The organism is Blastococcus sp. SYSU D00922, assembly GCF_054050495.1.
This window is the reverse complement of the sequence record NZ_JBJGZL010000001.1, coordinates 26,709-39,432: the sequence shown is the minus strand read 5'-3', so window position 1 is coordinate 39,432 and position 12,724 is coordinate 26,709. Positions and strand designations below refer to the sequence as shown.

General features: G+C 73.7%; 11 protein-coding genes. 9 read left to right on the top strand and 2 right to left on the bottom strand.

Annotated elements, in window-relative coordinates:
* Positions 1-83: 83 nt before the first annotated feature.
* Together ACI78T_RS00205 and ACI78T_RS00200 are read left to right on the top strand one after the other, a co-directional pair.
* Positions 84-2,453 (top strand): heavy metal translocating P-type ATPase, encoded by a 2,370-nt coding sequence (locus ACI78T_RS00205; RefSeq protein ID WP_456556078.1) that lies wholly within the window; start codon positions 84-86, stop codon positions 2,451-2,453.
* Positions 2,454-2,523: 70 nt separating this feature from the next.
* Positions 2,524-3,525 carry a DNA polymerase III subunit beta family protein gene (locus ACI78T_RS00200; RefSeq protein ID WP_456556077.1) on the top strand — a complete coding sequence of 334 codons (1,002 nt, stop codon included), beginning with the start codon at positions 2,524-2,526 and terminating at the stop codon, positions 3,523-3,525.
* Positions 3,526-3,587: 62 nt separating this feature from the next.
* Here the strand turns inward: ACI78T_RS00200 and ACI78T_RS00195 are convergent, their stop codons facing one another.
* Positions 3,588-4,847 carry an acyl-CoA dehydrogenase family protein gene (locus tag ACI78T_RS00195; RefSeq protein ID WP_456556076.1) on the bottom strand — a complete coding sequence of 420 codons (1,260 nt, stop codon included), beginning with the start codon at positions 4,845-4,847 and terminating at the stop codon, positions 3,588-3,590.
* A 117-nt stretch (positions 4,848-4,964) separates the two neighbouring features.
* Between ACI78T_RS00195 and ACI78T_RS00190 the strand changes: the two genes are divergently transcribed.
* A complete protein-coding gene (locus tag ACI78T_RS00190; RefSeq protein ID WP_456556075.1) occupies positions 4,965-5,624 on the top strand; it encodes an NUDIX domain-containing protein in 660 nt (219 codons plus the stop codon).
* A 49-nt stretch (positions 5,625-5,673) separates the two neighbouring features.
* Here ACI78T_RS00190 and ACI78T_RS00185 read toward each other — a convergent pair whose 3' ends face one another.
* Positions 5,674-7,632 carry an acetoacetate--CoA ligase gene (locus tag ACI78T_RS00185; protein WP_456556074.1) on the bottom strand — a complete coding sequence of 653 codons (1,959 nt, stop codon included), beginning with the start codon at positions 7,630-7,632 and terminating at the stop codon, positions 5,674-5,676.
* Between the two features lie 26 nt (positions 7,633-7,658).
* On the opposite strand from ACI78T_RS00185, the gene ACI78T_RS00180 reads away from it, so the two are divergent.
* From ACI78T_RS00180 to ACI78T_RS00155, 6 genes are all read left to right on the top strand, one after another.
* Positions 7,659-8,054 (top strand): DUF2237 family protein, encoded by a 396-nt coding sequence (locus ACI78T_RS00180; protein WP_456556073.1) that lies wholly within the window; start codon positions 7,659-7,661, stop codon positions 8,052-8,054.
* Positions 8,055-8,083: 29 nt separating this feature from the next.
* Positions 8,084-8,578 (top strand): glutathione peroxidase, encoded by a 495-nt coding sequence (locus ACI78T_RS00175; RefSeq protein ID WP_456556072.1) that lies wholly within the window; start codon positions 8,084-8,086, stop codon positions 8,576-8,578.
* Between the two features lie 74 nt (positions 8,579-8,652).
* Positions 8,653-9,705 (top strand): FecCD family ABC transporter permease, encoded by a 1,053-nt coding sequence (locus tag ACI78T_RS00170; protein WP_456556071.1) that lies wholly within the window; start codon positions 8,653-8,655, stop codon positions 9,703-9,705.
* Positions 9,702-10,769: a FecCD family ABC transporter permease gene (locus ACI78T_RS00165; protein WP_456556070.1), complete on the top strand. Its 1,068-nt coding sequence runs from the start codon at positions 9,702-9,704 to the stop codon at positions 10,767-10,769. Before ACI78T_RS00170 ends, ACI78T_RS00165 begins: the two co-directional genes overlap by 4 nt.
* Positions 10,766-11,587 carry an ABC transporter ATP-binding protein gene (locus ACI78T_RS00160; RefSeq protein WP_456556069.1) on the top strand — a complete coding sequence of 274 codons (822 nt, stop codon included), beginning with the start codon at positions 10,766-10,768 and terminating at the stop codon, positions 11,585-11,587. The genes ACI78T_RS00165 and ACI78T_RS00160 overlap by 4 nt, the downstream gene beginning before the upstream one ends.
* Before the next feature lie 85 nt (positions 11,588-11,672).
* Positions 11,673-12,677, top strand: a complete 1,005-nt coding sequence (locus ACI78T_RS00155; protein WP_456556068.1) for an ABC transporter substrate-binding protein — start codon at positions 11,673-11,675, stop codon at positions 12,675-12,677.
* The last annotated feature ends 47 nt before the right edge of the window (positions 12,678-12,724 follow it).

The following is a 12,724-nucleotide window of genomic DNA, read 5'->3' as shown; positions in this document are numbered from 1 at the left end:
CGGATCGGGCAGGACCGGCCCTTGCGCATACCCCCCGGGGGTACTACCTTCTGCCGCGTCGGCGACCTGCGGGAGGAGAGACCATGAGCACCCAGGAGACGACGGCGGTCCTCGAGGTGTCAGGAGTGCACTGGGCCTCGGAGAAGTCCGTGATCGAGGCCGTGCTGGGCCGGCGCCCAGGGGTGCTGCGGGTGGAGGGCAACCCCGTGGCCCAGACGGCGACGGTCACCTACGACCCGGCGCTGACCTCGATCGAGCAGCTGTCGGGCTGGGTCCGCGACTGCGGCTACCACTGCGCCGGGCAGTCGGTCCCGCAGCACATCTGCTCCCCCGCCGCCGAGCCGCACGGCGAACCGCACGCCGGAGGCCACGAGGGGCACGGCGCCATGGCCCCCCAGGACGCGATGGGCCACGGCGGGCACCACGGCTCGATGTCGATGGACGACATGGCCCGCGACATGCGCAACCGGTTCCTGGTCGCCGCGGTGCTGTCGGTCCCGATCCTGCTGTGGTCCCCCATCGGCCGGGAGGTCATCGGCTTCACGGTGGCGGCGCCGTTCGGCCTGCGGGACGACGTGTTCTCGCTCCTGCTGTCGCTGCCCGTCGTCTTCTGGTCGGCCTGGATCTTCTTCGACGGCGCCTTCCGCGCACTGCGCGCCCGGACGCTCGACATGATGGTGCTGGTGGCCGTCGCCGTGGGCGCGGGCTGGCTCTACAGCGTGGTGATCACGCTGACCGGTGGCGGCGAGGTCTTCTACGAGGCCGCGACCGTGCTGACCGCGTTCGTCCTGCTCGGCCACTGGTTCGAGATGCGGGCGCGGGGCGGGGCCAACGACGCGATCCGCACCCTGCTCGAGCTGGCACCGCCACGGGCGGTGGTCCTGCGGGACGGCCGGCCGGTCGAGGTCCCGACCGCGGAGGTGGTGGCCGGCGACCTGCTGCTGGTGCGGCCGGGCGCGAAGGTGCCCGTGGACGGCGTGGTCGAGGACGGCGAGTCCGAGGTCGACGAGTCCATGGTCACCGGCGAGAGCCTGCCGGTGCACAAGACGGCCGGGGCGGAGGTCATCGGCGCCTCGGTGAACACGACCGGCACGCTGCGGGTGCGCGCCACGAAGGTCGGCGCCGACACCGCGCTGGCTCAGATCGTCGCCCTCGTCCAGGAGGCGCAGAACTCGAAGGCCCCCGGGCAGCGGCTGGCCGACCGGGCCGCCTTCTGGCTGGTGTTCGTCGCCCTCCTCGGCGGCGGGCTGACCTTCGCCGCGTGGTTGCTGTCGGGCGCCTCCGTCGCCACCGCGATGCTGTTCGCCATCACCGTCGTCGTGGTCACCTGCCCGGACGCGCTCGGCCTGGCGACGCCCACGGCGATCATGGTGGGGACCGGGCTGGGCGCGCAGCGGGGCGTGCTGTTCAAGACGGCGACCGCGCTGGAGACGTCGGCGCGCATCGACACCGTCGTCATGGACAAGACCGGCACGCTGACGCGCGGCGAGCCCGAGGTGACCGACGTGGCCGTCGACGGGATCGACGAGGACGACGTCCTGGCGCTCGCGGCGGCCGTCGAACGGGAGTCCGAGCACCCGCTGGCGACAGCCGTGGTGCGGTACGCCGAGGCACGAGGGGCCCCCGTGCTGGCCGCCGAGCGATTCCGCACGGTCCCCGGCCACGGGGCCTCGGCCGAGGTGGCGGGCCGCCGGGTCCTCGTCGGCAGCCCGAAGCTCATGGCCGACGAAGGCGTGGAGCTCGGGGCGCTCGCCGCCCGCCGCGACGAGTGGGCCGGGAGCGGCCGGACCGCGGTGCTGGTCGCCGTCGACGGTCACACCGCCGGCGTGATCGCCCTGGCGGACGCCGCCCGCCCCACCTCGGCGGCCGCCGTGGCGGCCCTGCACGAGGCCGGGGTGGAGGTCGTCATGCTCAGCGGCGACAACCAGGCCACCGCCCGACGGATCGCCGACCAGCTCGGCATCGACTCCGTCATCGCCGAGGTCCTGCCCGGCGACAAGGCGGCGAAGGTCGCGGAGCTGCAGCAGACCGGCCGCCGGGTCGCGATGGTGGGCGACGGCGTGAACGACGCGCCGGCGCTGGCGCAGGCAGATCTCGGCATCGCGATCGGCGCGGGCACCGACGTCGCCATCGAGACCGCCGACGTCGTCCTGATGCGCTCCGACCCGCTGGACGTCCCCACGGCTCTCACGATCGGACGGGGCACGCTGCGCAAGATGCGGCAGAACCTCGGCTGGGCGATCGGCTACAACGCCATCGCGCTGCCGATCGCCGCCGGCGTCTTCGAGCCGGCCTTCGGGCTGGTGCTCCGGCCGGAGATCGCCGCCCTGTCGATGTCGGGGTCGAGCTTCCTGGTGGCCGTCAACGCGCTGCTGCTCAAGCGGCTGCGCCTGCCGGAACGGCCCGAGGAGGCGCCCGCGCCGGCGCCGGACCGCGTCCCCGCGGCACGCTGATCGACGTCGGCGCGTCCTGGTTGACTCTCGACCTGGTCGAGGCCGGACGGTCGGTCATGTGGAGGAACACGTGCGGGGGATCGGTCAGACGGCCCGGGAGTCCGGGCTGACGGTGAGCGCCCTGCGGTTCTACGACGGCGCCGGGCTGCTGGTGCCGGCTCGCGTGGACCCGCGGAGCGGCTACCGCTGGTACAGCGACGACCAGGTGCTGACCGCCCGCCTCATCGCCCGGTTGCGCCGGGTCGGGCTGCCGCTGGCCGACATCGGCCGGGTGCTCGAGCACCGCCGGGACCCCTCGGTGGTGGACGAGGTCCTCTCGGCGCACCTGACGCGCCTCGAGGACGGCCTGGCCGACGCCCGCCGTGAGCTCTCCGCAGCCCGAGCCCTACTCGACCAGGAGACGCACGTGACGACCGTCCGCACCACCGCCGCCGAGCTCGCCGCCGCCCTGCGCGCCGTCCGCTACGCCGTCGGCACCGACCCCGAGCTGCCCATGCTCACCGGCGTCCTGCTGGACGCCGACGACTCCGCCGCCCGGCTGGCCGCGACCGACCGCTACCGCCTGGCCGTCTCGACGCTGAGCAGGGCCGAGGTCAGCGGGACCGTCAGCGCCCTGCTCCCCGTGGCCCTCGTGGACGACGTCCTCGCCGGCCTCGCCGGGGACGGCCCGGTCACCCTCCGGGTCGACGGGGACGACGTCACGGTCGAGCCGCCCGGGCGCACCGTGACCGGGCGGCGGCTGGACCACGACTTCCCCGACTACCGGCGCGTGCTGCGCGACTCCGCCACCCACCGGCTCGACGTCGACGTGGCCGCCCTGCGCGAGCAGCTGGCCGCCGCGCCCACCCGCACGGTGCCGACCGGCCCGGACGGCACCGAGGAGACGGCCACCGTGCTCACCCTCGGCCCGGTCGAGATGGGCGTGAACCGCGAGTTCCTGCTGGAGGCGCTCGAGGTCGGCAGCGGCGGGCAGCTCGTGCTGGAGCTCGACGGGCCGATCGCCCCGCTGGCGCTGCGCGACCCCGCCCGCCCGGACGACGTCAGCATGCTGATGCCGATCCGCCTGCCCTGAGGCGCCGCTGTGCGCTGGTCCACCTCATCCGCGCCCGATGAGGTGGACCAGCGCACACCCGCTCAGCTCAGGGGCGAGCGCGGGAGAAGGCGGTCGCTGATGATCCGCTTCTGGATCTCGCTGGTGCCCTCGAAGATCGTGGTCAGCCGGGCGTCACGCCAGTGCCGCTCCACCTGCCGCTCGGTGGTGTAGCCGTTCCCGCCGTGCAGCTGCATGGCCTGGTTGGTCACCCGCACCGACATCTCGGTGGCCTCGAGCTTCACCATCGAGGCCTCCTTGTGCACCGGCAGCCCGAGATCGAGCAGGTGGGCGACCTGGCGGTAGAAGGCGCGGGACTGCTCGATCTGCGCGGCCATCTCGGCGACGGCGAACCGCAGCGCCTGGAAGTCACCGATCGGGTGGCCGAACTGCTCGCGTTCCTGGAGGTAGAGGATCGAGTCCTCGAGCGCGGCGCGCGCCAGCCCGACGGCCCGCGCCGCGGTGTGCACGCGAGCGGTGTTGAGGAACTTCTGCGCCTCGGCGAACCCGGCCTGCTTCGCTGCCTCGCCCTCCTCGTCGCTGTCCTCGCGGGCGGCCTTCGCCTGGTCGATGACGTTGTCCTTGGGGATGCGGACGCCGTCGAAGGTCAGGTCCCAGGTGAGGAAGCCGTGGTAGCCGATCTTGTCGATCGGGTGCCCGGAGAGCCCCTCGGGGAACTCGCCGCGCTTCTTCTCCAGCAGCAGGTTCAGCAGGCCGGCCGATCGCGACTCGCCCTCCTCGGGGTCGCGCTCGCGCACCAGCACCTGGATGAAGTCGGCGGCCTTGGCGTTGCCGCACCAGCGCTTGCGGCCGGTCACCACCCACTCGTCGCCGTCGAGCACGGCCCGGGTCTGGACGCCGGCGAGGTCGGAGCCGGCGTCGGGCTCCGACAGCGCGATCGCGCCGATCCAGTCGCCGCGGGCGCTGCGGGCCATGAGCTCGTGCCGGCGGTCGGCGTCGGGCACCGCGGTACCGAGACCCTGCGAGCGGGCCAGGATGCTGGCCGTCGACATCCACGCGCGGGCCAGCTCCTCGCTGACCATGCAGTACTCGAAGACGCCGAGCCCCAGCCCGCCCTGCTCGGCGGGCACGGTGATGCCGAAGTAGCCGAGCTCGGCCAGGCGGGCGAGCAGCAACGCCGGGATCTCGCCCTTCTGCGGGTCGAGCTCGTTCGCGACCGGCAGCACCTCGTCCATGGCGAACCGGCGGGCCTGCTCCTGCAGCTTCTCCCGCTCCGGCGTGTGCCACGGCGGCAGCAGCACCGGCGGCTCGGGCTGCAGCGTGTCGTTCTCGCTCGACGTCATCGTCGGTCGTCTCCACTCGTCAGGCGGATGATCACGTACACCTTGGCCGGTGCACCTTCCCGCCGCACGCCGTCGTCACCCGCGAGGTGAGCAGCTTCACCCGGCATGATCACGGGCGTGAGCGTCCCTGGCATCGACGTCCCCGACTCCCGCGGCCGCACCGGCCTGGACCGGGTCGGCCGCGACCTGACCGGCAACCCGGACGTCGTCGTGGAGGACGTCGAGCTGCTGGCCGCCGCCTGGCACGTGCTCCGGCGGACGACGATCCGGCGGCGGCGCAGCGACGGCGAGTGGGTGACCGAGCAGCGCGAGACCTACGACCGCGGCAACGGCGCGACCCTGCTGCCCTACGACCCCGAACGCCGCACCGTGCTGCTCACCCGCCAGTTCCGGTACCCGGTCTACGTCAACGGCCATCCCGACGGGCTGCTGGTCGAGGCCGCCGCGGGTCTGCTCGACGACGACGCGCCCGAGGTGGCCATGCGCCGGGAGGCGGAGGAGGAGCTCGGCGTCACCCTCGGCGAGGTGCAGCACGTCTTCGACGTCTTCATGAGCCCCGGCTCGGTGACCGAGCGCCTGCACTTCTACGCGGCGGCCTACCGGCCGGGCGACCGCACGGGCGCCGGCGGCGGGCTGGAGGAGGAGGGTGAGGACATCGAGGTCCTCGAGCTGCCCTTCGACGAGGCGCTGGACATGGTCGACGACGGCCGGATCGCCGACGCGAAGACGGTCATGCTGCTCCAGTGGGCCGCCCTGCGGGGGCCGTTTCGCACGTAGAGGACCTTCTGTACCGAAAGTCCCGGGACTTTCCGTACAGAAAGTCCCTCTAGCTGACGCGGTCCTGGGCCAGGCGGATGTAGTGGTCGACCAGCGAGGCGTCGTCGACCGCTCCGGTGTTCACCGCGCGGGCCGGGTCCACGCCCTGGAACAGCTTCTTTAGCGGCACCTCGAGCCGCTTGCCGGTGCGCGTGTGCGGCACCCCGGGCACCGCGATGATCTCGTCGGGCACGTGCCGGGGCGACGCCTGCTCGCGGATCGCCGCCCTGAGCCGCCCGGCCAGCTCGTCGGTGAGCTCCTGCCCCGGCGCGAGCTGCACGAACAGCGGCATCCAGTAGCCGCCGTCTGGCTGCTCGACGCCCAGGACGACGCAGTCCAGCACCTCGGGCACCGACTCCACCGCCGCGTAGATGTCCGCCGTCCCCATCCGGACGCCGCCGCGGTTGAGCGTGGAGTCCGAGCGGCCGGTGATGACGCAGGTCCCGCGCTCGGTGATCTCCAGCCAGTCGCCGTGCCGCCAGACGCCGGGCCACGGCTCGAAGTACGCCTCCCGGTACCGGGTGCCGCCCGGGTCGTTCCAGAAGTACAGGGGCATCGAGGGCATCGGCTCGGTGACCACCAGCTCGCCGAGCTCGCCGACGACCGGGGTGCCCTGCTCGTCCCACGACGCGACCGCCACCGCGAGGTTCGGGCGCTGCAGTTCCCCCGCGATCACCGGCAGCAGCGGGGAGCTGCCGATGAAGCCGGTCGCGACGTCGGTCCCGCCCGAGGCCGAGGTGAGCTGCAGGTCCGTGCCGACGGCGTCGTAGACCCAGTGGTAGGAGGCCGCGGGCAGCGGCGAGCCGGTGCAGCCGAGCACCCGCAGCGCGGAGAGGTCGTGGTCGTCGCGGGGCCGGACGCCCGCCTTCTGGCAGGCCGCCAGGTACCCGGGGCTCGTGCCGAGGAGGGTGACGCCGACCCGCGCGGCGAGGGCGAACTGCGCGTCGACCGTCGGGTACGCGGGTGCGCCGTCGTGGACCACCGCCGTCGCCCCCGACAGCAGCGAGGACACCACGACGTTCCACATCATCCAGGCGGTCGACGTGTACCAGTAGAAGCGGTCGCCGGGGCCCAGGTCCTGGTGCAGCAGCCCGGACTTCAGCTGCTCCAGCACGACCCCGCCGTGCGAGTGCACGATGCCCTTCGGCAGCCCCGTCGTCCCGGACGAGTACAGGATCCACAGCGGGGAGTCGAAGGGCAGCGCCTCGAACGCCGGCTCCTGCTCGTCCCTGACGGCATCGGCCCAGGGCAGCGCGCCCTCGGGCACCTCGGACGGGAAGAGCCGGGGCACGGCGATCGTCGTCCGCACCGTCGGGAGGCCCGCGCGCAGCTCGGCGACGACGTCGCGGCGGTCGTGCTCGCGCCCGTTGAACCGGTAGCCGTCGACGGCGACGAGGACGACGGGCTCGATCTGGGCGAACCGGTCGAGGACGGCGCGGGTGCCGAAGTCGGGCGCGCACGAGGACCAGACCGCGCCCACCGAGGCGGCGCCGAGGAAGGCGACGATCGCCTCCGGCACGTTGGGCAGGTAGCCGACGACGCGGTCGCCGCGCCGCACCCCGAGCCGGCGCAGCGTCGCGGCGAAGGCGCCGACCTGGCGGCGCAAGGTCGCCCACGGCACCTCGACCGGTTCGGCGTCCTCGGCCACCACGACCAGCGCGGGGCGCTCGTCGCTGGCGTGCCGCAGCGCCTGCTCGGCGTAGTTGACCGTCGTCCCGGGGAACCAGACGGCGCCGGGCATGCGGCGGTCGGTCAGCACCCGGTCGTCGGGGACGTCGAGGACGCCGGTCCAGCGGGCGAGGTCGCCCCAGAACTGGTCGAGGTGCTCCACCGACCAGCGCCACAGGTCGTCGTAGCGGGTGGGGTCGCCGAAGGAGAGCCCGCGCCGCTCCTCCACCCAGCGGGCGAAGGCGGCCATCCGGGTGGTCCGGATGCTCTCCGGGGTGGGTTCCCACAGCACGTCGGTCACGCCTCGACCATGCCATCCTGGGCCCCGTGCAGCCCGACGAGCGCAACGTGCTGGGCGGGCCGCTCGAGCCGTGCGGGACCGAGCCGCTGACCGGCTTCTACCGCGACGGCTGCTGCACGTCCGGGCCCGAGGACGTCGGCTCGCACACCGTCTGCGCCGTCGTCTCCGCGGACTTCCTGCGGCTGCAGCGCGAGCTGGGCAACGACCTGTCCACCCCGCGACCGGAGTACGGCTTCCCCGGCCTGCAGCCGGGGGACCGCTGGTGCGTGGTGGCCGTGCGGTGGCTCCAGGCCTACCAGGCGGGCGCGGCGGCCGGCGTGGTCCTGGCCGCCACCAACGCCCGCGCCCTGGAGGTCGTGCCGCTCGAGGCGCTGCGCCAGCACGCCGTCGACGTGCCCGACGACATCCGCGGCCTGGAATGAACGGACGGCGGGCGGCGCTGGCCGTTCGCATGAGCGACCTCCTCGACCTGCCCGTGGCCACCCTCCAGGGGCAGCCGACGACGTTGCGCGAGCTGACCGGCGGCCGGCCGGCGCTCGTCGTGAACGTGGCCAGCCGGTGCGGGCTCACCCCGCAGTACGCCGCCCTCGAGACGCTGCACGAGGAGTACGCCGCCCGCGGCTTCACGGTCATCGGCGTCCCGTGCAACCAGTTCCTGGGTCAGGAGCCCGGCTCCGCCGAGGAGATCGCCGAGTTCTGCTCCGCCACCTACGGCGTGACCTTCCCGATGACCGAGAAGGTCGAGGTGAACGGCGAGGGCGCGCACCCGATCTACCAGCAGCTCACCGCCACGCCCGACATCGACGGCAAGGACGGCGACGTCGCCTGGAACTTCGAGAAGTTCGTGCTGAGCGGGCAGGGCGAGGTCGTCGCCCGCTTCCGGCCGCAGACCCTGCCCGACGCTCCCGAGGTGCGCGCCGCGATCGAGTCGGTGCTGCCCGCCTGACCTCGGGCTTCCCGGCGACCCGTACCGGGTAGGTAAGGTAAGCCTTCCTTATCGCTCAGTCCCGGGAGCCGCACGTGACCGCCGCGACCGCTGCCCCGCTCCGGGGCCCAGCGGCGGTGCAGCGTCCCGCCCGCCGGAGGCGGTGGGTCGGGCTGCTCGTCCTCCTCGCCCTCACCGTGGTCGCCAGCCTCGCCAGCATCGCCGTCGGCACGCGCTCGATCGGGCTGGGCGAGGTGTGGCGGTCCCTGCTCGACAGCGGGCTGACCACCGAGGAAGCCGTGATCGTCCGCCAGCTCCGCGTACCGCGGACGGTCCTGGGCCTCATGGTCGGGATGGCGCTCGGCGTGGCCGGCGCCCTCATGCAGGGGCACACGCGCAACCCGCTGGGCGACCCCGGCCTGCTCGGCGTGACGGCGGGCGCGAGCCTGGCCGTCGTCCTGTCCATCGCGTGGCTGGGGATCGGCACGCCGTCGGGCTACGTCTGGTTCGCCTTCCTCGGCGCTCTGGCCGGCACCGTCGCGGTCTACGTGCTGGGTTCCGCCGGTCGCGGTGGCGCCACGCCGGTGACGCTGGCCCTGGCCGGGGCCGCGCTGTCCGCACTGCTCTACGGCCTGGTGCGTGCCGTCCTGGTCTCCGACCAGCAGACCCTCGACCAGTTCCGCTTCTGGGTGGTCGGCGCGCTGGCCGGCCGGGACGCCGACGTCGCATGGCAGGTCGGCCCGTTCATCGCGCTCGGCCTGCTGCTCGCCGTCGTCAACAGCCCGGCGCTGAACCTGCTCGGCCTCGGCGAGGACGTGGCCCGCGGCCTGGGGCAGCGGATCTGGCTCGCACGCGCCGTCGGGCTGGCGGCCATCACGCTGCTGGCGGGCGCCGCGACGGCAGCCTGCGGGCCAATCGCGTTCGTCGGGCTGGTCGTGCCGCACGCCGTCCGCGCCGTCACCGGCCCCGACCACCGCTGGCTGGTCCCCTGTTCCGCCCTGGCCGGGGCGGTCCTCCTGCTGACGGCGGACGTGATCGGCCGCGTCGTGGCGCGGCCGGGCGAGCTGCAGGTCGGCATCGTGCTCGCCCTCATCGGGTCACCGTTTTTCATCGCCCTGGTGCGCCGGCGGAAGACGGCCGGGCTGTGAGCGTCGGGACGGCGCCGGCACCGCTGCGCACCGGCACCGTCGTCCGCGTCGGCCGGGTGTCGGGCATCATCCGCTGGCGACAGCTGGCCGTGCCGCTGGCCGCGTTCGTCGTCCTGGTGCTGCTGTCGGCGGTGAGTCTCGGCCGCGGCGACTTCCCGATCAGCGTGCCGGACGTGCTGCGCACGCTGGTCGGCCTCGGCGAGGGGGCGCAGGACTTCATCGTCCTCGAGCTGAGGGCTCCGCGGATCGCCGTCGGCCTGCTCGTGGGTCTGGCGCTCGGCGTCGCGGGCGCGCTGTTCCAGACCTTCGCCCGCAACCCGCTCGCCTCCCCCGACACCCTCGGCATCACCATGGGCGCCTCGGTCGGCGCGGTGGCCGCGATCGTGCTGAGCTCCGGCAGCGCGGCGGCCGGCCTCGGCATACCGTTCGCCGCCCTGCTCGGCGCGCTGCTGGTGGGGGTCCTGCTGTTCGTCCTCACCTGGCGGGCCGGCATCGACGGCTACCGCCTGGTGCTGGTCGGCATCGCGCTCTGGTCGGTGAACACCGCGCTGGTCGACTGGCTGCTGACCAACGCCGAGATCTACGACGCCGCCTCGGCCTACGTGTGGATCACCGGCTCGCTCAACGCCCGCACCTGGGAGAACGCGCTGCCGCTCGCCCTGGCGCTGGCGGTGCTGCTGCCCCTGGCGCTCGCTGCCAGCCGCTCGCTCGCCGTCCTGCAGTTCGGCGACGACACCGCGCGGGGGCTCGGCGTGCGGCTGCCGGTGGCGCAGACCGCCGTCGTCCTGATCGCCATCGCCTGCGTCGCGTTCGCCGTGTCGGCCGCCGGGCCGATCACGTTCGTGGCGCTGGTGGTCCCCCAGATCGCGGTGCGGCTGACCGGCGGCTCCCGCCCCCCGCTGCTGGCCTCCGGGCTGCTGGGTGCGGCGCTCGTGGTGGGCGCCGACCTGGTGACCCGCACCGTGCTGCCCGAGGCGCTCCCGGTCGGGATCCTGACCGCCGTCCTCGGCGCCCCCTACCTGCTCTGGCTCCTCGTCCGCGGAAGGCGGCGATCGACGGTATGACTCAGGTGCTGAGCCCACGCACGGATGACGGACGGGTCCGTCTCGCCGCCGAGCAGGTCACGCTGGCCTACGACGACCACGTCGTCGTCCGCGACCTCGACCTGCAGCTGACCGAGGGCTCGTTCACGGCGATCGTCGGGCCCAACGGCTGCGGCAAGTCCACCCTGCTCCGGGCCCTCGGCAGGCTGATGCGCCCGACCGGCGGGCAGGTGCTGCTCGACGGGCAGGCGATCGCCAGGACGCCGACCCGCGAGGTCGCCAAGGTGCTCGGCCTGCTCCCCCAGTCGCCGATCGCGCCGGACGGGCTGACCGTCGCCGACCTGGTGGCCCGCGGCCGGCACCCGCACCAGAGCTGGCTGCGGCAGTGGTCGCGGGACGACGAGGCCGTGGTCACCGAGGCGCTCACCTGGACCGACATGGCGGAGCTGGCCGACCGGCCGGTCGACGAGCTCTCGGGCGGGCAGCGGCAGCGGGCCTGGATCTCGATGGCGCTGGCCCAGGGCACGGACCTGCTCCTGCTGGACGAGCCGACCACCTACCTCGACCTGTCCCACCAGATCGACGTCCTCGAACTCGTCAGCCGCCTGCACGCCGAGCGCGGGCGCACGGTCGTCGTCGTCCTGCACGACCTCAACCTGGCCGCGCGGTACGCCCACCGGCTGGTGGCCATGAAGGACGGCGCCCTGGTGTCCTCCGGCCGCCCGGAGGAGGTGCTGACCGAGCAGCTCCTGGCCGACGTCTTCGACCTGGAGGCCCGCGTGCTGCCCGACCCGGTGGCCGGCACCCCGATGGTCGTGCCCGTCCGCCGCCTGCGCTGACCCCTCTTCCAACGCTTAGTTAGGCCAGGCTAACCTTCCTCGTGACCGGGGATGATCATGCATCCCCTCACCCGAGGGAGTTCCGTTGCACCGCACCTCTCGCCGCCTGCTCGGCGGCTTCCTGGCCCTGGGCGTGACCGTGGGCCTGACCGCCTGCGGCGCCAGCGCAGACGACACCGGCACCGCGTCCGCCGACGGCGGCTGGTCGTTCACCGACGACCTGGGCACCACCGTCGAGCTCGACGAGGCGCCCACCCGCATCGCCGGGCTCAACGACCTGGCCGCGTCGCTGTGGAACTACGGCGTGGAGCCGGTGGCCACCTTCGGCCAGACGTCGGCCGAGGACGACGTCGCCTTCGAGGGCCGGGACCTCTCCGACGTCGCGATCGTCGGCAGCGCGTACGGCGAGATCGACCTGGAGGCGCTCGCCGCGGCGGACCCCGACCTCATCGTCACCACGATCTACCCCGTCGACTCGACGGGCGAGATCCCGGAGGGCACCGCGGGCTACGGGTTCAACGACATGGCGCAGCAGGAGCAGGTCGCCGAGATCGCGCCGATCGTCACCATCGCCTACCGGGGCTCGGCCGCCGAGGTCATCGAGCGGGTGGTCGACCTGGCCGAGGCGCTCGGGGTCGACACCGAGGGCGGAGAGGTCGCCGACGCGCGCGCCGACTTCGAAGCCGCGTCCGAGCAGCTCACCCAGGCGGCCGCCGGCGGCGTGAGCGTGCTGCCCGTCTACGCCACCGAGGCCGACGGCTGGTGGATGGCCAGGGCCGCCGACGACCCGCAGCTGAAGCTCTACCAGGACCTCGGCGTGAGCTTCGTCGACCCGGGTGGCGAGGACTACTTCTGGCACTCCGTCGGCTGGGAAGAGGTGCCGAACCACCCGAGCGACGTGCTGCTCTACTCGCTGCGGTTCAGCATGTCGCCCGAGGAGATCGCCGCGCAGCCCACCGCGGCGCTGCTCCCCGCCGTCCAGGCCGGGCAGCTGCACCCGTGGAAGTACATCGGCCCCGACTACGTCGCCCAGGCCGCCTACATGGAGGAGCTGGCCGACTACCTCACCGAGGCGCAGAAGGTCACCTGACCCCGACCTGAGGGGCCGAAGTGGCCACTTCGGCCCCTCCGGGGGCG

Bases quoted from the DNA above. Each gene is read 5' to 3' on its own strand.
- ACI78T_RS00205 (WP_456556078.1), top strand. From the start codon at position 84: ATGAGCACCCAGGAGACGACGGCGGTCCTCGAGGTGTCAGGAGTGCAC.
- ACI78T_RS00195 (WP_456556076.1), bottom strand. From the start codon at position 4,847: ATGACGTCGAGCGAGAACGACACGCTGCAGCCCGAGCCGCCGGTGCTG.
- ACI78T_RS00175 (WP_456556072.1), top strand. From the start codon at position 8,084: ATGAGCGACCTCCTCGACCTGCCCGTGGCCACCCTCCAGGGGCAGCCG.
- ACI78T_RS00160 (WP_456556069.1), top strand. From the start codon at position 10,766: ATGACTCAGGTGCTGAGCCCACGCACGGATGACGGACGGGTCCGTCTC.